Here is a 22,498-nt window from a genome sequence, read left to right as displayed (position 1 = left end):
CGGCTGACCCGGGCCAACCCGAAACAGCCGGCCCGGCAACGGATTAGGACCAGTCGCGCAGCACGGATTCGTTGTCCTCGCCGGGCACCCGCGGCGGCGTCGGGGTATCCGGCGTGCTGCGTGAGAAGCGCGGCGCCGGGCGCGGCTGCAAGCCGTCCTGACCCGCGTCGTAGAAGGTGTCGCGCTCGGCGATGTGCGGCTCGTCGAGCACCTCACCGAAGCTCAGCACCGGCGTCACGCAGGCGTCGCTGCCGGCGAACACCTTGGCCCAATGGTCCCGATCGTGCTTGGCGAAGGTCTCGGCGAACAACTTCTTGAGCTTGGGCCAGCCGCTCACGTCGTTCTGCGCGGGCAACTCGGCCGGATCCAGACCCAGCCCGTCGAGCATCGCGGCATAGAACTGCGGCTCGATCGGACCCACCGCGACGTAGCGCCCGTCGGCCGTCTCATAGGTGTCGTAATAGGGCGCGCCGGTGTCCAGCATGTTCACACCGCGCTCGTCGGACCACAGCCCGCTGGCCCGGAACGCCCACATCATCTGGATCAGCACGCTGGAACCGTCGACCATGGCGGCGTCGATCACCTGACCCTTACCCGAGGTCTGCCGCTCGTAGAGCGCCGAGAGGATGCCGACCAACAGGAACATCGAACCGCCGCCGAAGTCGCCGGCCAGGTTCAGCGGTGGCACCGGGCGCTCACCCTGGCGGCCGATCGCGTGCAGCACGCCGTTGAGCGAGATGTAGTTGATGTCGTGGCCGGCCTGGCTGGCCCGTGGACCCTCCTGGCCCCAGCCGGTCATCCGGCCGTAGATCAGCCGCTCGTTGACCTTGGCGCAGTCCTCCGGCCCCAATCCGAGTCGCTCGGCCACGCCGGGGCGGAAGCCCTCGATCAGCACGTCGGCCTTCTTGACCAGCCCCAGGATCAGGTTGCGGCCTTCCTCGGACTTCAAATCGGCCGTGATCGAACGGCGGTTACGCAGCATCGCGTCGCGCGTCGCGTTGGCCGAAGCGCCCGGCCGGTCCACCCGCACCACGTCGGCACCCAGATCTCCAAGGATCATCGCCGCGTGTGGGCCGGGGCCGATGCCGGCCAGTTCGATGACGCGCAATCCCTGCAATGGTCCCGCCACGTGAGCACCTCCATGAGTCCGGGGATAACCGTGTCCACCGTGATCTTGTCAGCCCCTCCCAACCAACTGACGGGTGGGCTAGGCATGAGCGTCCCAGGGTTTCTATGGTGTGTGCATGACGATCGCTGAAACCGGTTTGGACGCGCTGGCTCCCGTAGATGGCCTCTTGGTCGATCTGACCGACGGTGTGCTGTCGATCACCATCGATCGGCCGGACAGTTTGAACTCGGTGACCCCGACGGTGTTCGCCGGCATGGCCGATGCGCTCGAGCGCGGCGCCACCGACCCGCGGGTGCGAGTGGTGCGGATCGGCGGCAGCGGTCGCGGCTTCTGCTCGGGTGCCGGCATCGGCGCCGAGGACACCGGTGACGGCCACCAACCGATGGACACCCTGCACGAGGGCAACCGCGCGATCCGCGCCATCATCGACTTCCCGCGGCCGGTGGTGGCCGTGGTGCAGGGACCCACCGCCGGGATCGGGGTGTCGGTGGCACTGGCCTGCGACCTGACGCTCGCCTCCGAGGATGCGTTCTTCCTGTTGGCCTTCACCAAGATCGGCCTGATGCCCGACGGCGGCGCATCGGCGTTGGTGGCCGCCAACATCGGCCGCAGTCGCGCGATGAAGATGGCACTGCTGGCCGAGCGGGTGTCGGCGACCGAGGCCGCCGACTGGGGCATGATCAGCGCGGTCTATCCGGCCGACGCGTTGGAGGCGCAGGCCGCGGCCGTGATCAAGCGGCTGCAGAACGGGCCTGCGGTGGCGTTCGCCAAGACCAAGAAAGCGATCAACGGCGCCACCCTGGGCGATCTGGACACCACCCTCGCGCACGAGACCGCCGGGCAGTATCTGTTGCTGCGGGCTCCCGATCTGCGGGAGGGCATTCAGGCCTTCCAGGAGAAGCGCTCCCCCACCTTCACCGACAGCTGAGTCCAGCCCGGCGCCGTCGAACGGCACCATGAGCTCCGGTCGCGCACTGCGGCGCGGGCCAAAATTGGGTGGACGACCAATCCCGGGTTCCGGCACCCTTTTCAGGTGAGCGCCGAACGTCAACTCGAAGAGGTCCGCCCCACGACGGGCTGGCGGGTGCTCGCGCCTTTTCAGTTCCGCGAGTACCGGCTGCTGATCGCTGCGGTCTCGATCACGATCTTCGCCGAGGGCATGTGGGCGGTCGTGATGGCGCTGCAGGTTATGGAGCTGTCGCACGACCCGGCCGCGCTGTCCCTGGTCGCCACCTGCTTGGGCGTCGGCCTGGTGGCCTTCGTGTTGGTCGGCGGCATTGCCGCAGACCGGTTTCCACAGCGCAGCATCATCATCGTCGTCGAGGCCGCCAACCTGGTCGCGGTGACCGCGGTGGCCGTGCTCGGAATGGTTGGGGCGCTGCGGATCTGGCACATGGCGGTGGCTGCCGGGGCGCTCGGGGTGTCCGCGGCGTTCTTCTTCCCGGCCTACAGCGCCTACCTGCCGCGGATCCTGCCGCCCGAACAGCTGCTGGCCGCCAACGGTGTCGAGGGCGTGATGCGGCCGGTGCTGCAGCGCGCGGCCGGGCCGGCCGTGGCCGGTCTGTTGATCGGCGCGACCTTCCCGACCCTGGGCGCCGTCGCGGTGGCGGTGTTGTTCGCGCTCGGCCTGGCGCTGTTGGTCGCGACCCGCCCGGTGTCCGGCGGGTTCGTCGCCGAGCCGGTGCGGCAGAAGCCGCGGGTGCTCACCGATCTGCGCGAGGGTTTCCTGTTCATGGTCGGCACCCCGTGGCTGTTGGCCACGCTGCTGTTCGCCAGTCTCTTCGTGCTGCTGGTGATCGGTCCGATCGAGGTGCTGCTGCCGTTCATCGCCGACGAGCGGTTCGACGACGGCGCCCGGATGTACGGCTTCGTGTTGGCGGCCTTCGGCGTCGGCAGCGCGGTCGGCGCGTTGGGGGTGTCGTCACGACCGCTGCCGCGGCGCTATCTGACGGTGATGATGCTGATGTGGGGTGTCGGCACGCTGCCGCTGGTGGTCATCGGCTGGACCAGTTCGTTCTTCCTGATGGCGCTGGCTTCGTTCGCGGTTGGTGTGACCGACGGCGCCGGCATGGTCATCTGGGGCACGCTGCTGCAGCGCCGAGTGCCCGCGCAGATGCTCGGCCGGGTGTCCAGTCTGGACTTCTTCGTCTCACTGGCCTTCATGCCGGTGTCGATGGCGATCGTCGGGCCGCTGTCGAAAGTCGTTGGTATGCAGGTGATCTTCCTGGTGGCCGGCGTGCTGCCGGTGCTGTTGGCGCTGATTGCCTGGTTCGGCGCCCGGATGGCGCGCGACGAGGTCGCGCATCCGTTGAGCTGACCGTTCCTTCCCGTCGATTCGGCGGTTTCATCCGCAACACGCCGGGTAGAGCGGATGAAAACGCAGATTCGGCGGAGGAGGTGCGCCCGGTCAGGACGACTGCCGGTGCAGCTCGACCAGGTGTTGGTAGGCCAGCGCGTTGTGCCGGTTGCCCTGCACCTCGGCCTCGCTGAGCTCGCGTCGCACCCGGCCGGGAACGCCACTGACCATCGAGTTGGGCGGCACCACCATGCCCTGCGGGATCAGCGCGCCGGCCGCGACCAGTGAACCGGCGCCGACCACCGCCCCGTTGAGCACGACTGCGCCCATGCCGATCAGCGCGCCGTCTTCGATGGTGCAGCCGTGCAGCACGGCGTTGTGCCCGACGGTGACGTCCGCGCCGATCCGCGCCGGGAACGTCGGGTCGACGTGGATGGTGACGCCGTCCTGGATGTTGGAGCCCGCCCCGATCTCGATCGGCTCGAACTCGGCACGCAGCGTCGCGGAGTACCAGACGCTGGCCCGCGCGGCCAGACTGACCGGGCCGATCAGCGCTGCGGTCGGCGCCACCCAGGCCTCGTCGTGCAGCTGTGGGCTCCGGCCCTGGATCGCGACGATGAGGGGTTCAGGCATGGCCGACATGGTAGATGCCCGGGCAAATCGGGGCCGGCAAACGGCGTGCGCTGGGTCACGTCCGACGGGTGCGCTGTGTCACGCCGGACCGGGTGCGCTTAGGATTCCTGACGACTTGACGCCGCCCGCAGTAACGGCCGGGCACTGCCTGACGACGTAACAAGCCGAGAGGAGCCGCCTGATGACGACTCGAGTGAAGACCCTGGGGCTGGCCGCCGCGATCGCCGCGATCACGGTGTCCATCCCGACCGCTGTCACCGCCTACGCCGATGAACCGACGCCGGAGCCGACGGTCACGGTGGAGATTCCCGACGTGCATGGCCCGAAGTGCGACGACTTCAAGAAGTCGCTGCCGGCCACCGGTCTGCGGGGGCTGTTCGACCAGTCCGGCACCGCGGCCATCGCCAGCATCCCGGAGCTGAGCACGTTCAACTCGGCGATCTCGGGTGGCTGGAACCCGGCGGTGAACATCGTCAGCGTGATCGACAACGGTCCGTACAACATCTTCGCCCCGACCAACGAGGCGTTCGCCAAGTTGGATCCGGCGCAGACCGAGGCGCTCAAGGCCGATCCGGCCCAGCTCACCGCGCTGGTCTACTACCACATCGCGCTGGGCATCCTGGGCCCCGACGACATCCACGGCAAGCTCACCACCCAGGAGGGCAGCCAGATCACGATCACCGGCAAGGGTGGCGATCTGAAGTTCGACGACACCGCCAAGGTGGTGTGCGGCGGGATCACCGCGCAGAACGCCAAGATCTACCTGATCGACACCGTGCTCTCGCCGGCGAACGCGTTGCCGGCCGACGCGACCACCACGACGTCGCCGACCAGCACCACCGAGACCACGGCCACCGAAAGCCCGGAAGCCACCACCGAGGCCGAGACCACCGAGGCCGAGACCACCGAGGCCGAGCCGACCGACTCCGAGGCTGCTGAAGCTGGTGCTGCTGAGGCCGCTGCGGAGGACACCGAAGCCGCCTGAGTTCACGCAACGCAAAGGGCGCTCGAAATCCTTGGATTTCGAGCGCCATTTGCGTTGGGAGCGGAGGTCAGACCCCGAGATCGCGGCCGATGATCTCCTTCATGATCTCGGTGGTGCCACCGAAGATCGTCTGGATCCGGCCGTCCACATAGGCCCGAGCGACCCGGTATTCCATCATGTAGCCGTAGCCACCGTGCAGCTGCACGCAGTTGTCGATGATCTTCTTGGCGGTCTCGGTGGCGAACCACTTGGCCTTGGCCGCCTCGACCGCGGTCAGCTCACCGTCGACCACACCCTGCAGGCAGCGGTCGATGTAGTTCTCGGTGACGTCGAGTTCGGTCTCCATCTCGGCGAGCAGGAACCGGTTGTGCTGGAAGCTGCCGATGGACTGACCGAACGCCTTGCGGTCCTTGGCGTACTGCAGGGTCTCCTGGAAGACCGCACGCGCGCCGTAGATCGCCGAGATCGCGATCGAGAGCCGCTCCGAGGGCAGGTTGGTCATCAGGTGATAGAAACCGCGACCTTCCTTGCCGAGCAGGTTGGCGTTCGGCACCCGGACGTTCTCGAAGTGCAGCTCGGAGGTGTCCTGGCTGTGCAGGCCCATCTTGTCGAGCTTGCGACCGCGGGAGAAGCCCTCCATGCCGCGCTCCACCACGAACAGGGTGAAGCCCTTGTGGCCGGCCTCCGGATCGGTGCGGGCCACCACGACGCACAGGTCGCAGTTGATGCCCGAGGAGATGAACGTCTTGGAACCGTTGATGATCCAGTCGTCACCGTCGCGCACCGCCGAGGTGCGGATACCGGCCAGGTCACTGCCGGCGCCGGGCTCGGTCATCGCGATCGCGATGATCAGCTCGCCGCTGGCGATGCCGGGCATCCAGCGCTGCTTCTGTTCGTCGTTGGCCAGTTCCTTGAAATACGGGCCGACGACGTCGTTGTGCAGGCTCAGCGCCGGGCCGTGCACGCCGGCCTTGGCGATCTCCTCGTCGATGATGGCGTTGAACCGGAAATCATCGGAGCCGCCGCCGCCGAACTCCTCGGGCATGTTGAACCCGATCAGGCCGTACTTGCCCGCGGCGGTGTACGCCGACCGGTCCACCAGCCGTTCGGTCTCCCACCGTTCCGAGTTCGGCACCAGCTCACGCTCGATGTAGTCCTTGACGGTCTGCCGGAACGCCTCGTGTTCGGCGTCGTAAATGGTTCGCTTCATGGGTTTCTCGTTTCCTTACTTGGCCTGCCAGACCGGCTCGCGCTTCTGCGCGAAGGCGAGCGGGCCTTCCTTGGCGTCCTCGGTCTTCAGCAGCGTCGAGAACTCGCTGAACGTCTGCTTCCAGAACGGCTCGTCACTGCCGACCACACCGTCGATGGCGCCGTACGACACCCGCTTGCTGGCCTGCACGGCCAGCGGCGCGTTGCAGGTGATCCGCTCGGCGAGCGCCAACGCCGCATCGACGACGGTGCCGTCCGGCACCACCTGGTTGATCAGTCCCCAACGCAGGGCGTCGGCGGAGCTGATCGGTTCCCCGGTGTAGATCAATTCCAGCGCAACCTTGCGCGGCAGCTGCTCCACGATCCGGAACACCCCGCCGGCCCCGGCGATCAGTCCGCGTTTCACCTCGGGCAGACCGAATTTCGCGCGTTCCTCGGCGACCACGAGGTCACTGGCCAAGGCCAATTCGGTGCCGCCGCCCAGGGCGGTCCCGTTGACCGCGGCGATCGTCGGCTTGTCGATGAAGTGCCGCACGTAGCCGGCGAAACCCCACTCCGGGTGCTCGGGGTGGAACAGGGGCTCGCCGCGTGAGATGGCCTTGAGATCCGCTCCGGCACAGAAGGATTTGTCCCCGGCGCCGGTCAGCACGACCGCCCGGACCTCTGGGTCGTCCTGCGCGGCCTGCAGCGCGTCCCCGACTCCGAGCGACACCGATGCGTTGACCGCATTGCGCGCCTCGGGCCGGTTGATCGTGATGATCAGGACGTTGCCCCGGCGCTCGGTCAGAGCGCCGGGGGCATTGTCGGTGGCGGGTTCGGTCACAGCAGTTCCAGGATGGTGGCGTTGGCCTGACCGCCGCCTTCACACATGGTCTGCAGGCCGTACTGAATGTTGTTGTCCCGCATGTGGTACAGCAACGTGGTCAGGATCCGTGCACCCGAACCGCCGAGCGGGTGGCCGAGTGCGATGGCGCCGCCGTTGGGGTTGATCCGGGACTCGTCGGCGCCGATCTCCTTGAGCCAGGCCATCGGCACCGGAGCGAACGCCTCGTTGACCTCGAATGCGCCGATCTGGTCCACGCTCAGACCGGACTTCGCCAGCGCCTTCTGGGTGGCCGGGATCGGCGCGGTCAGCATGATCACCGGGTCCGCACCGGCCAGCACCGCGGTGTGTACCTTGGCAATCGGCTTGAGGCCCAGCTCCTTTGCCTTCTCGGCCGAGGTGACCAGCAGCGCGGCCGAACCGTCGGAGATCTGGGAGGAGTTGCCGGCGTGGATCACACCGTCTTCCTTGAACGCCGGCTTGATGGCGGCCATCGACTCGACGGTGCCGCCGCGGCGGATGCCGCCGTCTTCGAGCACCACGGTGTCATTGCCGTCGGCGTCCTTGGTCTTGATGCCGACGATCTGGTCCTTGAAGGCACCGGCGTCCTGCGCGGCCGCGGCCTTCTCGTGCGAACGCAGCGAGAACTCGTCGAGCTGGGTGCGCGACAGGCCCCACTGCTCGGCGATCATCTCGGCGCCGACACCCTGGTTGGGGGTCTTGTGGTCGTAGCGGACCTGGAAGGCCTCCGGGTAGGGGTGCCCGCCGTTGGCCAGCGAGGAGCCCATCGGGGTGCGCGACATCGACTCCACACCACCGGCGACGACGACGTCGTAGTGCCCGGCGATCACGCCGGCGACGGCGAAGTGCAGGGACTGCTGGCTGGACCCGCACTGCCGGTCCACGGTCACGCCGGGCACGGTCTCCGGCCAGCCGGCGGTCAGGACAGCGGTGCGGGCGATGTCCAGGGCCTGCTCACCGGCCTGCATGACGCAACCCCAGATGACGTCGTCGACCAGGGCCGGGTCGATCCCGGCGCGCTGCACCAGGCCGTTGAGCACCTGCGCCGACAGCTCCGCGGGGTGCACGCCGGACAGGGCGCCGTTGCGCTTTCCGACTGGTGAACGTACCGCCTCGACGATCACGGCTTCAGCCATGAGATGGCTCCCTTCAACTAGTTGGTTGGTGCCTTGTTCTTAGCACCAGTGCCGCGGGGATCGGCCCCCGGGTGCGGTTTGGCGACTAGCGTGGCCACTGTGTCGGACGTGATCATCTTCGGCGGCCACGGAAGAGTTGCGCTGCTTTTGGCCAGACTGCTCAGCGACCGCGGTTATCGGGTCACCTCGGTGTTCCGCAATCCCGAGCACAGCGACGAGGTCGCCGCGACCGGGGCGCGGCCGGTGGTGGGCGACATCGAGCAACTCGGCGTCGCCGAATTGGCGGCCCTGATCTCCGACAACGGCGCGGTGGTGTTCTCGGCGGGCGCCGGTGGCGGCAACCCGGCTCGCACCTATGCCGTGGACCGGGATGCCGCCATCCGGGTCATCGACGCCACTGCGCAGGCCGGAACCCGGCGCTTCGTGTTGGTGTCCTATTTCGGCGCCGGACCCGATCACGGTGTGGCCGAGGACAGCTCGTTCTACCCGTATGCGCAAGCCAAGGCTGCCGCCGATGCGCACCTGCGGGACAGCAATCTGGACTGGACCATTTTGGGGCCGGGCGGCCTGACCCTGGACCCGCCGACCGGGCGCATCGACACCGGCCCGGCCGCGGCCAACGGCACGGTGTCGCGCGCCGATGTCGCTGCCGTGATCGCCGCGACGCTGGCCGACGATTCGACCATCCGGCGCACCATCGAATTCAACAACGGCGACACCCCGATCGCCGAGGCGATCGAAGCCTGAGCAGCTACCTGCCGTCGTCGACGTGCACCGGGACGGCGTCGTCCCACGGTTGCCGGGTGACCGCATCGGCCACTTTGATGTGGCCGGACTCGAACTCGCCGGTGGCCGCGTCGACCAGGCGATAGCGCTGGGTCTGGATGTGGATCGGCTGGGCGTCGATCAAGACCACCCGCACCTCACCGGGCTCGAACTGGCAGCGTCGGTGCATCGCGGCGATCAGCTGTTCGTTGTGCATGTGCCCGTCGCCGAAGTTCCAGCCGATCGCCGTCGAGCAGATCCGTTCCCCGTCGGTCAGGACGTAATCGGACTCCGACTGCCCAGCCATCGCGCGGTGGGCCAGCGTGTACATCATCCGGCCGTGGCTGTTGAACGCCCGGAACGCATACCCCAGATACATCAGCACCTGCGCCGCTTCCGGGCTGCCGTAGACCTTCTCCAACTGCGCCTGCGGCATGCTGGCAATCGCCACCAGGCCCCGGTCGATCTTCTCGGCCGCCGAGGGCTTCATGCACCACAGCGAGGTGTCCCAGTTACCGGCGTAGTACCGCATGCCGGGCAGGAACGACACCTTGCGCGGGAACAGGTTTCCCAACGCCACGGTGCCGGCCAGCACCGCGAACAACACCAGCGGCCACGGCGACGACAGGTCCGACACCGCGACGTCGGCGTGCCCGACGAACAGGGTCAGCACGCTGAAGATCATGAAGACGTTCCATTCCAGCGGCACGCCCATCGGTATCGAGGTCAGGATGCCCAGATGGAACAGCACCATGATCACCGCTGCGATCGCGGTGGGCCAGCCGCCATGGGAGAACAACAGCACCAGCGGCACCAGCATCTCGACCGCGGTGGAGGAATGCGCCACCACCCGGGAGAGCCGGCCGGGCCGTAGATCGTCGGGGAACCTCTCGAAGAACAACCGCTTGAGCGCGCGCGGCCGGACCACCGGACTGTTCGACATCATGGTCGAGATCACGAACGGGAAGTGCTTGGTGAGCTTCGAGGTGGCCGCGCCCACCCAGATCATCACGCACACCAGTTTTGCCGCGATGATCATGTCCACCCCGGACCCGGCGAACAGGAACGCCACGGTGAATGACGCGTACACCTCGCCCCGGGCGGCCAGGAAGATCACCTTGTCCCGCAGTCCGGCCAGCGCCAGTAGGCCCAGGATGGTCCAGATCTGCCACGTCGGCAGCACACCGATCTCAGTGCCCAGCGCCGGGATCGGTCCGGTGCCATCGGAGCACAGCGCGATCAACAGCACGATCAGCAATCCCGCGTAGAGCACCACGTCGACGACGCCGCGGTTGTCACCCTTGGTGAACGGGATCCGGTTCGGCCAGGGCGGTAGCCGAATCGTATTGGGCCGCAACCAGTACAGGATCGAACCCAGTGGCGGCAGGAAGCGATTGTTCAGCGGCCCGAAGCCACAGCCCAGACCCACCACCTCGAACAGCATGGTGAACAGCACGACCTTCTCGAAGACGATCGGCTCGGTCCACCACGACGCGACGTCGGTGAATCCGTCGATGCCCGTGGTGGTCAGCGCGAACAGCCAGCCGCCCAGGATGTACAGGCCGATCTTGACCACGTAGAACAGGTGCAGCAGCACCGGCGTGCCGAACCCCACCTCGGCCCAGTGCCGGGCCATCGGCCGGATCTTCTGTTCCCAGCCGGCGCGGCTCCACGGCTCGAAGTCGACGACGGGAAGTTCAGGCTTGAGGAATCCCACCAGGCCAGATTAGAACGCGTTCTAGTCCGTCCGTCGGCCGATCGCTCAATGTCGGGCCGGCCCACGCGACGCGCCCGGCCCGGCGATCACGACGTCTTGGCCGGCGGCCGGTAGAAGATGGCCAGCTGGCCGATGGCGCCGAGCAGACCCAGGCCGAGCGCGATCGCGAAACCGCACCAGCCGGCCAGCAGGTGCTCGACGCCGGTGCCGGAGAACAGCAGATAGTCCAGGCTGTAGCGGCCCGCGCCGATGGTGGCGACCGCGACGGCGGCCACGGCCAGGATCAGGTTGTACTCCCAGCCTTCCTTGACGATGAAGAAGCCGTTCTTGCGATGCACGGTCCAGGCCGCGACCACCATCAGTGCCACGAAGCCGGCCGCGGTGACCGGGGTCAACAAACCGACCGCCAGGCCCAGGCCCGCTGCCATCTCGGTGCTGGCGGCAATCCGGGCGTGGAAGGTGCCGGGCTTCATGCCGATGCTCTCGAACCATCCGGCGGTACCCGGAATCCGTCCACCGCCGAAGAACTTGTTGTAGCCGTGCGCGGCCATGGTCAGGCCGAGTGCGACTCGCAGGAACAGGAGCCCGAAGTCAAGGGCAGCAGCATCGCCAATCATGAGACAAAATCTAGGCCATTTGTAACCCCGCCGCACAGCCGGGGGTGGTCCGCGTCACCAGGCATAAGCGGAGCATCCATTCTAGATTTCATAGCATTGATCGATTTTCTTGCGCGGCGCTACGGTTTGCGCTATGTTTTTGGCCGTTAGCCGTTCGAAGGAGGAGCCAGATGTCCACGCCGCACGACGACGGTTCCTACGTCGACCCGAACGCCCAGACCAGGCTCGGCCAGGTCGACCCGAACGCCCAGACCAGGTTCGGTCCGGTCAACCCGAACGCCCAGACCCAGTACGCCAATGTCTGGCAGCCGGCGCAGCCGCAGACCTGGCCGCAGCAGTCGGCGCAGCCGCAGACCTGGCCGCAGCAGCCGGCGCAGGCACCGTGGCAGGCCCCGCCAGTTGCACCCGGCTCGCCCGGGTGGTCGACCGCGCCGGCGGGCGGCCCGCCGCGACGCAACCGCACCGGGTTGTGGGTGAGCCTGGCCGCGGTGGCCATCGTCGCCGTCGTCGCTGCCGCAGCCGTCGTCATCATCAGCGACGACGCCACCCCGGCGGACACCGCCCATACGGCCACCCCAACGGCCGAGCCGACCGAAACCGCCGAGCCCGAACCGGTCGTCGCACCGAGCGCACTCAACGACATGCTGCTCGACGTCCGACAGGTGTCGTCGATCATCGGTGCATCCCCGGACCTGTACGAGGAGGTCGGCGAACCCGGCTCGCGGCTGTACGCCGACGAGATCAGCGCTCCCGAATGCATCGGGGTGGTGCTGATGGCCGAACAAGCGGCGTACCAGGGCAGCGGCTACACCGCCACGCTGTACCAGCACATGCGGGGCCAACGCGCCAAGGAATCCGCCCAGCTCATCTGGCGGTTCAACCAGATGGTGAGCACCTTCGTCGACGCCGACACCGCCGACGACTTCGTGTCGGACACCCGGCAGAGTTGGAGCCAGTGCGCCAACCGCAACATCAATGCGCGAATCCTCGGCGACGACAAGGGCTACGACCTGTTCTGGGACCTCGGCGAGGTTTCGCTGGCCGACGACGTGCTGTCGGTCAGCATGGTCGAAGAAGGCGGCGGCGGCTGGAAGTGCTGGCATTCGATGTCGGCGCACAGCAACGTGGTTTCCGAGTTCATCGCATGCTCGGAGAACATCGCCGACGACGTGGTGCCGCAGATCACCGAAGCCTTCAGCTCGAAGGTCACCGCGGTCTGAGTTCGGCGGCCAACCGGTCCAGGTAGGCAGCGGTCGCGGCAGCGTCGAAGGCCGGTTCGGCGGTGTGCACGCTGACCACGATGGTGTCGCCGATGCCGTGCACCCCGTGGGTCAGCGACATCATCGGAGACAGTCCGGGGAATCCCGCGGTCAGCAACACCGGAGCCGTGCCGAACCGCAAGTCGGCAGCCCCCCGGTTGACGCTGGAGACGACGGTGTTGCCGGTCACCGTCGGTGACCGTAGCGCCGGATCGAACCGGGCGACTCCCCAGCGCACCAGCGCGGCAGGCACCGCCGCGGTGGCGCGGCCGGCGGCCAGCGTCGCCGGATGCCGGGCGCGCTGCCCGGCCTGACGCAGGTCCTCGAGGATCCGCTCGATCCGCTCACTGGTCGGCGCCGCCGGATACAGCCCGATGCCGACGTTGCCGAAGTGGTTGTGCGCTTGGCGCGGCCCGGCCTTGCGCATGGGCACCTCGGCCCCCAGTTCGGACGGATCCTCGCCGCGGTCACGCAGGTGGCCCGCCAGGGCAGCACCGATGGCCAGCAGCGCCGACACCGTCACGGTGGGCGCCGACGGCAGCTCGGAACGTCGGCACACCACGGTGCGAACCCGCCGCAGCGGCCCGGGTGCGGCGTTGATCGACAGCGCCGGGCGCGGCGGCGGTGGCGCGGCAATCTCCCCGGCGGCCACCTCGCGTTCAAATCGGCGATGCAGACGCGCTGCGGCGACGGCCCGTACCGGCAGCACTCCGCTACGTACCGGCGGCAGCGCCGGCACCGGCGCGGCGCGGCCGAACAACCAGGCCGCCAGTTCAGCGGTGCGGGTGCCGTCGGCCAGCGCGTGCGATATCTGCAAGACCAGCACCGTGGCGGTGCCTGCGGCCCCCGGGACGTCTGCCACCTCGGGGTAGATGTGCAGACGCCAGGCACGCGAACCGACATCCAGCTGGTCGCCGATCAGCTGCGTCACCGCATCCAGACATCCCGCCCACTGCCGCGGCCCGGCGTCGACTCGGATCTGGCTCGAATCCACCGGTGCGCCAACCCATTCGGGCCAGCCCCAGCGTCGGTCGTCGCGAATGCGCAGACCGAGATCAGGGCAACGCCGGGCCCGGCCGAGCACCTCGGCGAGGGCCGCGGGCAGGTCCGCGGGGACGCCGTCGAAGGCGTAGAGCAGGAACTGGTCGTTGGGGATCTTGGCCGACATCCAGAAGCTCTGGGCATCGGCGGCGGCCAACCGACTCACGTCGCCGCCGGAAAAGTTCGGCGCGGCACCCCTACTCGGCCTTGCCGACGAAGTCGGCGATCAGGGCCGCCACGCGCTGCGGGCGCTCCAGTTGCAAGAAATGCCCGGCGCCGTCGATCACCACGGTGCTGCTGCCCGGCGGCACCACCTTGGCCACCCAGTGCGTGAGCTCGGCACCCATGGCACCGTCGTCGGCTCCGTGCAGATACAGCACCGGCACCGTTGGCCGCGCATACGAGGCCCAAAAGCTGTGCAGCCGCGCGTATTCCGGCGGTGGCTTGCGCAGCAGCGCGCGGTACGGCCCGAGCGCAGCACGCCAGCGCAGCGATGACCCGATCGCCGCGTCGACGTGCCGCAGATCGTCGCCGGGTGGATATCCCGGGGACCAGCGTCGCCACAGCAGCGGCAAAACCCAGCGGCGGGAGCGCTCCGGCAGCAGGGGCAGCTGGAAGTAGAAGATGTACCAGCTTCGGCCCAGCTGGGCCGGCAGTTTGGTGAGTAACCGGCCGCGCTCGGCATCCGGGCCGCCGGCCCGCAGTGCGCTCACCAACGGAACAGACATGATCACGCTGTGCGCAAATGGGTTGTCCGGCATGGCCGCAATCCCGCCCGCGGCCAACGCACCCCAGTCGTGACCGATCAGCACGTCCCGATCCGTCGGCCCGGCCGCCTCCCTGACCCGCAACGCGTCGTCCATCAGCGCGCCGACGTGGAAGCTGCCGTCGGACGGATTCGACGACGGCACGTAGCCGCGCATGAACGGTGCGACCACCCGGTAGCCGGCCTCGACCAGATACGGCGCCAGCTTGCGCCAGCCGTGCGCGGTATCCGGGAAACCGTGCAGACACAACGCGATTGGCGCGTCCGGATCTCCCCAGGTCAGCGCCCGCAGCTGCCCCGAGGGAACCGTGACCTCGATCCAGCCGGGTTCTTCGGTCACCGTCGCACCGCCTCTACACCGGGTCGAAGCTGGAGATCAGCCAGCGATTCCCGACTTTGTCCAATGTGACCTTGACCGTCGAGGCCGTCGACGTGGGGGCGCTGTCGCCGACCACCACCGCCTGGTTGACGAATACCAACACCTCGGCGTGGTTGGGAGTGGCCGAGATCGCGGCCACCGCAGGCACATTGGCGACCGCGGAGATCTGCTGCTCCTTCGCTGCCGGGATCACGGTCTGCTGCGTGAGATCGGTGTAGGCGTCCAGGAACCCACCGGTGAGCAGGCTACGAGCGGAGTCCAGGTCGGTATCGACGGTCTCGAACTTGTAGCTGAGCAGTTTGATCGTGGAGTCCTTGGCGATCTGCATGGTCTCGGTGCGCGCGGTGTGGGCCGCGCGGGTCGAAGCGTCGACCCAGTACAGGTAGCCGGCCGCGCCGGCCAACAGCAAGGCGATGACCGGCAACACCACGTAGGCCAGGGCGCGACTGAACAGGCTGGGCGGCCGCGGCGGATCGTCGATCTCCACGACTTCGGTTTCGGAATCCGCGACGTCCTCGGTGTCGGCCACTTCGGCGTCGGCCACTTCGGTGGCGGCCACCTCGGTGGGGGTCACGCCGTCGTCCTCCGTCACGACGACGGTGACGTCAGCGTCGCCGGCCGCGGTCTCGTCCGTGACTTCTGCGGTGACGTCCGCGGCGCCGCCGTCGGGGACGGTGGCCGCGACGGTCGCGTCGTCGGCGTCGGTGGGGACCGCAGCGGTCTCCTTGTCGCCCTTTGCCTTACGCCGGAAACCCCTCATGACGGCACGAACTCCACGTGTGAAACCTTCGCCTCATCGCCAACCCGTTTCATGGCCAACCGCATTCGCCAGGAGCGGGTCGACTCCTCGGCACCCAGGTTGGAAGTCTTGACCGTGACGGAGACCAAGACCTGCCCTTGGTCTCCGTCCTCGGATTCCAGACCGGCCGCGGTCACCTCGCCGACCGACTTGGCTTGCGCCTGTTTGACCACGTCGATGAAGGGACCGGAGCGGCTTTGGAAGTCCTCGTGGAACTTGTCGGTTGCGGAATCCAGGATCCGCTGAACGTCGGCCTCGGCGTGCTCGTGGTCGATCGTGGTCAGGTTTATCGCCGCTTGCCGGCCCACCTGGATGAACAGGTCACGCTGCTGCTCGGCCTGGCGTGACTCGTTGGCCCGCCAGCCCAGATAGCCGGTGAGCCCGGCCAACGCCAGCACGATCACCACACCGACCACCAGTGCCAACCGCACGTGTGAACGGGCCCGAACCACTGGGTCGACGGGTTCGGCGTCGACGGCCTCGCTCGGGGCTTCCGCTACCTCTGATTCGGCTGGTTCGGGTTGATCTGTCGTAGGCGATTCCGTTGCTCCCGACGAGGACTCGGTCAGCTCCTGTCCGGCTGACTCGGTCAGTTCCCCTCCGGGGGCAGCAGCATCGTCTGCCATGTTTGCTCCTCTGCGGCACCGCGGGCCAGATTGCTTTGCGTGTAGATCTGCCCGTCAGGTCCAACGTACGTGCCGGTGGCTGGGTCGTATTCAGCGGTCGCCAACGGCGGGGTGTAGGCCGGCGGCTGCGGAGTTGATTCCGCAGGTGGGGCCGTCGGGCCGAGATCCGGGACGGGCTGACCCGAGAGCGTCGCGTTGGGATCGCCCTTCCAGTTGTACCCGTCGTTGAGCGGTTGGTAGAACTGGTCGCTCTCACACATCTTGACCGTGGCGGCTCGTTTGCCGGGCACCGTGGTGCACGGGATGTTGCGGGCGCCGCGCACGTTGAACGCAGAATCCTGCGGGATCCGGCAGTACAGGTCACCCGGCGCCCGGTCCGGGGCGTCGACATCGGACGGCACCCGCTTCTGCTGGGCCGGTAGGAAGCCGGTGGCGCACGGCGGCGGCAGGTTCAGGTTCAGGTTGAAGCTCAGGTAGGCACCGCGGTAGTCCTGCCGGGTATGCCGGTTGGCCACACCGATCGCCGAGGTCACCGCGGCACCCTGCGGCAGCAGCACCAACAACTGCTCGATGTTGGGTTGATAGGCGACCGCCACCTGGTTCACGCTGACCAGGTTGGCCAACAGGATCGGCAGCGGCGACTGCAGTCGGTCGAACAGCGCCCGGACCTCGTCGGCGGCCGGCGAACCCTTCTGCAGCACGCCGGCCAGAGCCGGGTCCTGGCTTTCCAGTTGGCCGCTGATGCTGGCCAGGTTCGCGGCCCAAGCCTGGACCGCACTCGAGGTGTCGGTCTGCGAATCCAGCACCGGCTTGGATTGGTCGATCAGGGCGGTCAGCTCGTCGAGGTTGGCCCGGGCGTCGATGGCGATCGCGGTCGATCCCTTGACCAGTCGGGACAGCTCGGGCCCCAGGCCACCCACTGCGGTGTAGGCCTCGTTCACCACGGTCTGCAGATTGTCGTGCGGAATGGCCGCCAGGCCCCGGTTGGTCGCGTCCAGCAGCCGGTTGACGTCCTCGGGCACCGAGGTGCGATCGAGCGGGATCACGTCTCCGTCGGCCAGGTACGGCTGGTTGCCGTTGTTCGGCAGCAACAGCACGTACTGCTCGCCCACCGCCGACTGGCTGTGCACCTCGGCCTTCAGGTCGGACGGGATCTGGTACTTGGCGCTCATCGTCAGGTCGGCCTCGACGTGCCCGTCGGGGGTGAGCCGGACATCCTTGACCCGGCCCACCTCGGTGCCGCGGTAGGTGACGTTGGCGCGCGGGTACAGCCCGCCGGCCTGCTCCAGCTGAACCGTCACCTGGTACTGCCCGATCCCGAACAACATGCCGGGCAAACCGATGAACTGGAAGATCATCACGGCGCCGGCTATCACGGCGACCAACGAGAGGATCACCATTTGGATGATGGTCTTGCGTGTCAGATGCATCTACCGCCCCTGATCCCAGTGGTAGGGCACGATCAACGGGTTGGCCTTGGTGTACGGGCTGGGCAGCTGGCCGATGGTGCGACCCCACTGCAGCTCGAGCTCGGTCAGATCACCCTCCCAACGGGTACCGGTGAACAGACCGGCATCGATCCGGCTCAACGTCAGGTCGAAGATCAGGCTCAGGTTGCCGTAGTCGCCACGCATCCAGTTGTCCAAGGTTTCCTTGGGCCACGGGAAGGTCAGGAACAGGCTAAGCGCGCGGGTCATCGACGGTCCCGCATCGGCCAGCGCCTTGAGCACCGGGGCCAGGTCGCGGAACTCCTGCACCAGCGCTTCCTTGGTCTGGTTCACCGAATCCGCCGCCAACGCGCTGAACCGGCCCAGCTGGGTCACCGCATCGGCGAGGTGCTCACGCTGGTCCTTGAGGACTTCCAACGCATCCGGAATGGTCTTCAGCGCCTGGTCGACGACGGGCTTCTGGTCGGCGAACTGGCCGACCAGGTTGTTCAGGCTCTCGGTGGCCGCGATGATGTCGTCTTTTTGCTCATTGTTGTACGAGATGAACTCGTCGAGCTGGGTGATCAGGCTGCGCAGGTCGGCTTCCCGGCCGGCGAACGCGGTCGCGAAGGCCTTGGTGATGTCCTGCAGCTGGCCGATCCCGCCGCCGTTGAGCAGCAGCGAAACCGCCGCCAAGGTCTGCTCGGTGGTCGGGTAGACGCCCGCGGTTTCCAGCGGCAGCAGCGCGCCGTCTTGTAGCCTGCCCTCCGGCTCGATACCGGGCGGCGGTCCGAGTTCGACGTGCAGCGACCCCAGCAGACTGGTCTGCCCGACGGTCGCGACGGCGTTGGCCGGCAGCTGCACGCCCTCGTTGAGACTCATCGTCACCAATGCGTGCCAACCCTCGCGTTCGATCTTGGTGACGTTGCCGACGGTGACGTCACCGACCCGCACCCGCGAGTTGCGCTCCAGGTTGTCGACGTCGGGTAGCTGGGCCTGCACGGTCCAAGCGCCTTCGCCGTGACCTTCGGTGCCCGGCAGCGGCAGCGAGTTCAGGCCCTGCCAGTTGCCGCAGCCGCTGAGCGTCACAGACAGCGCAGCGACCGTCGCGGTCACCGCAAGCTGACGCTTACCTCTCAGCATCACGATCCACCTCCCGGCGGCAGCATCATGCCCTGCAATCCGTCGGCCGGGTCCAGATCGACCACATTGGTCGCCGGCGCCGGGGCCTCGGCCGCCAGCGGCGACGGCACCGGTTCGGGCGACTGCGCCGGTGCCGGGTCGGCCGGGGCCGGTACCGAACCGGCCGGCGGGATGTAGTCCGGCCGCAGCCAGTCCTCGCTGAAGGTGATCTCGTTGGGCCGGGCCTGGGTGCCGACGAACAGGTTCTGCCCGAACGGCAGGAAGTTGTACTGCCGGTTCTTCACGATCGGCGCCAGGTACTGCGTGCACAGTTTCGCCGACTGCTCGGCACCGAGCCGGGAGGCCGCTTGAATCGCGCCGCACAGGAACGACACCGGGTTCTGGAAGTTGGCCAGTGCCAGCACGCTGGTCGCCGCGCCCTGCGCCGGTTGGTAGATGTTGATGTAGTTCTGCAGCGTGTTGGGTGCGACGTGCAGCACCTGTTTGACGTCATCGAGGCTGTCGTTGAGGATCTGGGTCACCGCGGCCAGCTTGTCGGTGGTCACGCCGAGAGTCTCGCGGTTGTCGGCGACGAAGGTCTGCACCTCCCCGACCGCATCGTTGAGATCACGCACCGCGGCCGACACCTCACCTGGATCGTCGGCCAGCAGACCGGTCACGTTGGCCAGGTTCTGATTGAGTCGGCGCATCACGTCGGTGCTGTCCTGCAGCGCAGTGACCAGAATCGCCAGGTTCTTCACGGTGCTGAAGATGTCGGTGCTGTGGTCGCCGAGCGCCGAAAACGCTTGCGACAGTTTGATCACCGTGTCCCGGATGTCCGGTCCTTGGCCGCGCAGGTTGTCGGCGGTGGTGTTGATCAACGCGCCCAGCGTGCTGACCCCGCCCGGCTCGGTGGGCTCCAGATTGTCGGTGAGCCGCTTGAGTTGGGCGCGGAAGTCGTCCCACTCCACCGGAACCGCGGTGCGGTCCTGATCCAGGACGGCCCCGTCCTGGAGCACCGGGCCGCTGGAATAGACCGGGGTCAGTGCGATGGCGCGGCCGGTGACCAGGGCCGGCGACAGAATCGCGGCCAGTGCGTCTTCGGGCACCTTGTACTTGCTGTCGTACCAGAACGAGATCTTCACCCGGGTGGGCTCCGGCTCGATCTTGTCGATCCGGCCCACCGGCACACCGAGGATGCGGACCTGGTCGCCGACGAAGATGCCGTTGCTGTTGTCGAAGTAGGCCACCACGTTGGTGCGGTTCACCGGGCCGCCGGGCCGCAGGATCACGGCTACGGCGGCGAGCAGGATCAATACCAGGATGACTGCGATCCCGATCTTGCTGTTGCGGGTCAACGTCATTGGCCGGCCTCCGCGGGTGCAGGCTCGGCGTCGGGTACGACGCTCTGGGTGACCGGCGGCACCGCACCGGGCGCGGGCTGCTGCTGCGGTGCCACCGAGGGCACCGGGGTGCTGGCCACGCCCGGCGGAGCCTCGGCCGGCGGTCCGGGCGGCGGGCCACCGGGAGCCGGGGCCGGCAACGGCTCGCGGTACGGGTACCGCGGGTCGCCGGGGTTACCGGTGATCGCGTCGGGCAGGTTCAGGTTCGGCTCGCCGCCCTGCCCGGTGCGCGGATACGGCACCGGCAACGGCGGCGTGCCGGGCTGGCCGGTCTGCGGATCGACCAGTTCCGAAGGCGTCTTGACGGCCGGGTCCAGACCCAGATCCGAGAACGCGGCATCGATGAACGGCTGCACGAACTGCCCGGGCAGCAGGTTGGCAATGTAGGACTTGAAGAACGGCCCGGCGCCGACTGATTCACCGAGCGCCATGGCGTAGGTGCCGAGCATCTTGATCGACTTCTGCACCCGGTCCTTGCGGTTGTCGATGGTGGCCAGCACGCCGTTGAGCTTCTCCAGGGCCGGCTTCAGGGTGGCCCGGTTCTCCGCGATGAAGCCCTGCAGCTGCTGGCTGAGCGCCGACACGTTGCCCGCGATCTCATCCAAAGCGGCGCTCTGGCTTTGCAATTCGGCCATCAGGGAATTGGTGTTCTGCACCAGACTGACGATCTGATCACTGCGTTCGGCCAGCACCGTGGTGGCCTTGTTGGCGTTGCTGAGCAGCTCGCGCAGCTGCGCGTCCTTGCTGTTCAACGTCTCCGAGAACCGCGCGACACCTTCGACCGCGACCTTCAGGTCCGGCGGCGTGTCGGCGAACGTTTCGGCCAGCACCCGCAGCGAATCGGAGAGCTGATCGGTGTTCAAGCCGCTGATGGTCTGGGTCAGGTCACCCAAGGCGTCGGGCAGCTGATACGGCGAGGTGGTGCGTTCCAGCGGAATCGTCTGGTCCAGCTGGCCTTCCCCGCGCGGGGTCAACTCCAGATACTTGGTGCCGAGCAGGCTCTTGGTCTTGATCGCGGCCTCGGCCCGGTCACCGAGCCGAATGCCCTTGTCCACCTTGAACTCCACCAGAACCTGCTGGCCTTCCAGCGAGATCCCGGTGACCTGGCCCGCCCGCAGCCCGGCCACTTGGACCTCGGCGTTGCCGGCCAGCCCGCCGGCTTCGGCGAAGTAGGCCGAATAGCTCTTGCCGGGACTGAAGAAGGGCAGCTTCTGGTAGTTCAGCGCGGTCAGCACGATGGCGACCAGGCCGATGATGCCGATCAGGCCGATGGTGTAGGGGTTGCGTTCAGCGAAGGTCTTCATCGCGGCGTGCACCTCCCGGTGTCCTGACCGGCCACCTTGACGTACACGGGTTGTCCGCCCTTGCCGTTGAGTTTGAGCACCACGTCACACAGATAGAAGCTGAAGTAGTCGCCGTACAGACCCTGCCGGTTGAGCACCTGGTAGGAGTCGGGCAGCGTGTTGAGCAAGTTGTCGAAGTAGTCGTGGTCGGCGAGCACGGTGCCCGCCGCTCGATCGGTCTCGGTGACCAGGTCCTGCAGCGGCGGACGGGCCTGCACCAGCAGATCGGCCACGGTGCCCGCGGCCTCACTGGCGTACGCCACACCGGTGGCGATGTCCTGCTTACGCGCCTCCAGCCCTTCGATCAGTTCGGAGAGCGCGGTCACGCTCTTCTCGAACTGATCACTTTGCCCGGCAAGAGAACCCAATGTGGTGTTCAAGTTGACGATCACATCACCGATCAGCTGGTCGCGGTCGGCCAGGGTGTTGGTCAGCGACGCGGTCTGGGCCAGGAACGAACCGATGGTGGCGCCTTGACCCTGCAGCGCGCTGACCAACTGACCGGACAGCGCGTTGATCTGTTCCGGATCAAGCGCGCGGAACAGTGGCCGGAAGCCGCCGATCAGCGCATCCAGGTCGAGCGCCGGTTCGGTGCGCTCCAGCGGGATGGTGCCACCCGGTTCCAGCCGGCTGGTACCGCCGGCGCCCTCACTGAGTTGCAAATAGCGCCCGCCGATCAGGTCGTCGAAGCGGATCGCCGCACGGCTGCCCTCGGTCAGGACCACCGAGTCGTCGGCGGTGAAGTCCACGGTCAGCGTGCCGTCGTCGTTGACGTTGATGTCCTGGACCTTGCCGACCTCGACTCCGGCGATCCGGACGAAATCCCCGCCCTCCAAACCGGTCACGTTGGCGAACTGGGCGCGGTAGCTCTGGGCCTGCTCGAAACGCAACTGGCCGAAGACCGCGAACAGCGCGAACATACCCAGCAGACAGACCGCCATGAAGATGGCCAGCCGCCAGATGGCGCCACCCAGGTTGTCTTTCACTGCCGGTTGCCTTCCT

Annotated in this window: 21 protein-coding genes; 5 read left to right on the top strand and 16 right to left on the bottom strand. The window is 67.6% G+C overall.

The annotated features are described in order from the left end of the window. Nucleotides 1-43: 43 nt before the first annotated feature. Entirely contained in the window at nt 44-1,129 is a 1,086-nt protein-coding gene (locus AC5Y3P_RS07390) for a CaiB/BaiF CoA transferase family protein (RefSeq protein WP_500045243.1), read from the bottom strand. 115 nt (nt 1,130-1,244) lie between these two features. Here AC5Y3P_RS07390 and AC5Y3P_RS07385 point away from each other — a divergent pair, with 115 nt between their 5' ends. Further along, complete coding sequence (locus AC5Y3P_RS07385) at nt 1,245-2,057, top strand: enoyl-CoA hydratase (protein ID WP_500045242.1); 813 nt, start codon at nt 1,245-1,247, stop codon at nt 2,055-2,057. 105 nt (nt 2,058-2,162) lie between these two features. Further along, nucleotides 2,163-3,446: a tetracycline efflux MFS transporter Tet(V) gene (tet(V), locus tag AC5Y3P_RS07380; protein WP_500045241.1), complete on the top strand. Its 1,284-nt coding sequence runs from the start codon at nt 2,163-2,165 to the stop codon at nt 3,444-3,446. Between the two features lie 90 nt (nt 3,447-3,536). On the opposite strand, the gene AC5Y3P_RS07375 is transcribed toward tet(V), so the two are convergent. Continuing rightward, nucleotides 3,537-4,058: a gamma carbonic anhydrase family protein gene (locus AC5Y3P_RS07375; RefSeq protein ID WP_500045240.1), complete on the bottom strand. Its 522-nt coding sequence runs from the start codon at nt 4,056-4,058 to the stop codon at nt 3,537-3,539. A 181-nt stretch (nt 4,059-4,239) separates the two neighbouring features. Between AC5Y3P_RS07375 and AC5Y3P_RS07370 the strand changes: the two genes are divergently transcribed. Further along, nucleotides 4,240-5,043 (top strand): fasciclin domain-containing protein, encoded by an 804-nt coding sequence (locus AC5Y3P_RS07370; protein ID WP_500045239.1) that lies wholly within the window; start codon nt 4,240-4,242, stop codon nt 5,041-5,043. Between the two features lie 67 nt (nt 5,044-5,110). Here the strand turns inward: AC5Y3P_RS07370 and AC5Y3P_RS07365 are convergent, their stop codons facing one another. The 3 genes from AC5Y3P_RS07365 to AC5Y3P_RS07355 are packed head-to-tail and all read right to left on the bottom strand — an operon-like array spanning nt 5,111 to nt 8,232. After that, a complete protein-coding gene (locus tag AC5Y3P_RS07365; protein ID WP_500045238.1) occupies nt 5,111-6,253 on the bottom strand; it encodes an acyl-CoA dehydrogenase family protein in 1,143 nt (380 codons plus the stop codon). Between the two features lie 15 nt (nt 6,254-6,268). Next, nucleotides 6,269-7,075, bottom strand: a complete 807-nt coding sequence (locus AC5Y3P_RS07360; protein ID WP_500045237.1) for a crotonase/enoyl-CoA hydratase family protein — start codon at nt 7,073-7,075, stop codon at nt 6,269-6,271. Beyond that, the gene (locus AC5Y3P_RS07355; RefSeq protein ID WP_500045236.1) at nt 7,072-8,232 is read right to left on the bottom strand and encodes a thiolase family protein; all 1,161 of its coding nucleotides are present in this window, start codon (nt 8,230-8,232) and stop codon (nt 7,072-7,074) included. The genes AC5Y3P_RS07360 and AC5Y3P_RS07355 overlap by 4 nt, the downstream gene beginning before the upstream one ends. 99 nt (nt 8,233-8,331) lie before the next feature. On the opposite strand from AC5Y3P_RS07355, the gene AC5Y3P_RS07350 reads away from it, so the two are divergent. Further along, complete coding sequence (locus tag AC5Y3P_RS07350) at nt 8,332-8,979, top strand: NAD(P)H-binding protein (protein WP_500045235.1); 648 nt, start codon at nt 8,332-8,334, stop codon at nt 8,977-8,979. A gap of 4 nt (nt 8,980-8,983) precedes the next feature. Here the strand turns inward: AC5Y3P_RS07350 and AC5Y3P_RS07345 are convergent, their stop codons facing one another. After that, nucleotides 8,984-10,714: a DUF3556 domain-containing protein gene (locus tag AC5Y3P_RS07345; protein WP_500045234.1), complete on the bottom strand. Its 1,731-nt coding sequence runs from the start codon at nt 10,712-10,714 to the stop codon at nt 8,984-8,986. An 86-nt stretch (nt 10,715-10,800) separates the two neighbouring features. Continuing rightward, nucleotides 10,801-11,331: a DoxX family protein gene (locus tag AC5Y3P_RS07340; RefSeq protein WP_500045233.1), complete on the bottom strand. Its 531-nt coding sequence runs from the start codon at nt 11,329-11,331 to the stop codon at nt 10,801-10,803. 170 nt (nt 11,332-11,501) lie between these two features. Here AC5Y3P_RS07340 and AC5Y3P_RS07335 point away from each other — a divergent pair, with 170 nt between their 5' ends. Continuing rightward, complete coding sequence (locus AC5Y3P_RS07335; RefSeq protein WP_500045232.1) at nt 11,502-12,551, top strand: sensor domain-containing protein; 1,050 nt, start codon at nt 11,502-11,504, stop codon at nt 12,549-12,551. Here the strand turns inward: AC5Y3P_RS07335 and AC5Y3P_RS07330 are convergent. The 9 genes from AC5Y3P_RS07330 to AC5Y3P_RS07290 all read right to left on the bottom strand — a co-directional run bounded on the left by AC5Y3P_RS07330 (nt 12,538) and on the right by AC5Y3P_RS07290 (nt 22,482). Beyond that, entirely contained in the window at nt 12,538-13,797 is a 1,260-nt protein-coding gene (locus AC5Y3P_RS07330; RefSeq protein ID WP_500045231.1) for a WS/DGAT/MGAT family O-acyltransferase, read from the bottom strand. The two genes, AC5Y3P_RS07335 and AC5Y3P_RS07330, sit on opposite strands and share 14 nt — an antisense overlap. Before the next feature lie 31 nt (nt 13,798-13,828). Continuing rightward, nucleotides 13,829-14,737 carry an alpha/beta fold hydrolase gene (locus AC5Y3P_RS07325; RefSeq protein ID WP_500045230.1) on the bottom strand — a complete coding sequence of 303 codons (909 nt, stop codon included), beginning with the start codon at nt 14,735-14,737 and terminating at the stop codon, nt 13,829-13,831. Nucleotides 14,738-14,750: 13 nt separating this feature from the next. Next, entirely contained in the window at nt 14,751-15,536 is a 786-nt protein-coding gene (locus AC5Y3P_RS07320) for a hypothetical protein (protein WP_500045229.1), read from the bottom strand. Continuing rightward, nucleotides 15,533-16,006, bottom strand: a complete 474-nt coding sequence (locus tag AC5Y3P_RS07315) for an Rv1363c family protein (protein ID WP_500045228.1) — start codon at nt 16,004-16,006, stop codon at nt 15,533-15,535. Before AC5Y3P_RS07315 ends, AC5Y3P_RS07320 begins: the two co-directional genes overlap by 4 nt. Before the next feature lie 158 nt (nt 16,007-16,164). Then, complete coding sequence (locus AC5Y3P_RS07310) at nt 16,165-17,631, bottom strand: MCE family protein (RefSeq protein WP_500045227.1); 1,467 nt, start codon at nt 17,629-17,631, stop codon at nt 16,165-16,167. Next, nucleotides 17,632-18,771 (bottom strand): virulence factor Mce family protein, encoded by a 1,140-nt coding sequence (locus tag AC5Y3P_RS07305; RefSeq protein ID WP_500045226.1) that lies wholly within the window; start codon nt 18,769-18,771, stop codon nt 17,632-17,634. Further along, nucleotides 18,771-20,114: an MCE family protein gene (locus AC5Y3P_RS07300; RefSeq protein WP_500045225.1), complete on the bottom strand. Its 1,344-nt coding sequence runs from the start codon at nt 20,112-20,114 to the stop codon at nt 18,771-18,773. Before AC5Y3P_RS07300 ends, AC5Y3P_RS07305 begins: the two co-directional genes overlap by 1 nt. Then, a complete protein-coding gene (locus AC5Y3P_RS07295) occupies nt 20,111-21,457 on the bottom strand; it encodes an MCE family protein (protein ID WP_500045224.1) in 1,347 nt (448 codons plus the stop codon). The genes AC5Y3P_RS07300 and AC5Y3P_RS07295 overlap by 4 nt, the downstream gene beginning before the upstream one ends. Continuing rightward, nucleotides 21,454-22,482 carry an MCE family protein gene (locus AC5Y3P_RS07290; RefSeq protein WP_500045223.1) on the bottom strand — a complete coding sequence of 343 codons (1,029 nt, stop codon included), beginning with the start codon at nt 22,480-22,482 and terminating at the stop codon, nt 21,454-21,456. Before AC5Y3P_RS07290 ends, AC5Y3P_RS07295 begins: the two co-directional genes overlap by 4 nt. Nucleotides 22,483-22,498 lie beyond the last annotated feature (16 nt).

It is taken from the genome of Mycobacterium sp. NGS45, from assembly GCF_059812645.1.
Note: the sequence above shows the minus strand (reverse complement) of the source record. Positions and strands in the feature narration are given on the sequence as shown.

Excerpts from the sequence above, each read along its gene's own strand:
- AC5Y3P_RS07385 (WP_500045242.1), top strand. The coding sequence starts at position 1,245 with ATGACGATCGCTGAAACCGGTTTGGACGCGCTGGCTCCCGTAGATGGC.
- AC5Y3P_RS07375 (WP_500045240.1), bottom strand. The coding sequence starts at position 4,058 with ATGCCTGAACCCCTCATCGTCGCGATCCAGGGCCGGAGCCCACAGCTG.
- AC5Y3P_RS07370 (WP_500045239.1), top strand. The coding sequence starts at position 4,240 with ATGACGACTCGAGTGAAGACCCTGGGGCTGGCCGCCGCGATCGCCGCG.
- AC5Y3P_RS07365 (WP_500045238.1), bottom strand. The coding sequence starts at position 6,253 with ATGAAGCGAACCATTTACGACGCCGAACACGAGGCGTTCCGGCAGACC.
- AC5Y3P_RS07355 (WP_500045236.1), bottom strand. The coding sequence starts at position 8,232 with ATGGCTGAAGCCGTGATCGTCGAGGCGGTACGTTCACCAGTCGGAAAG.
- AC5Y3P_RS07340 (WP_500045233.1), bottom strand. The coding sequence starts at position 11,331 with ATGATTGGCGATGCTGCTGCCCTTGACTTCGGGCTCCTGTTCCTGCGA.
- AC5Y3P_RS07335 (WP_500045232.1), top strand. The coding sequence starts at position 11,502 with ATGTCCACGCCGCACGACGACGGTTCCTACGTCGACCCGAACGCCCAG.
- AC5Y3P_RS07320 (WP_500045229.1), bottom strand. The coding sequence starts at position 15,536 with ATGAGGGGTTTCCGGCGTAAGGCAAAGGGCGACAAGGAGACCGCTGCG.
- AC5Y3P_RS07310 (WP_500045227.1), bottom strand. The coding sequence starts at position 17,631 with ATGCATCTGACACGCAAGACCATCATCCAAATGGTGATCCTCTCGTTG.
- AC5Y3P_RS07305 (WP_500045226.1), bottom strand. The coding sequence starts at position 18,771 with ATGCTGAGAGGTAAGCGTCAGCTTGCGGTGACCGCGACGGTCGCTGCG.
- AC5Y3P_RS07300 (WP_500045225.1), bottom strand. The coding sequence starts at position 20,114 with ATGACGTTGACCCGCAACAGCAAGATCGGGATCGCAGTCATCCTGGTA.
- AC5Y3P_RS07295 (WP_500045224.1), bottom strand. The coding sequence starts at position 21,457 with ATGAAGACCTTCGCTGAACGCAACCCCTACACCATCGGCCTGATCGGC.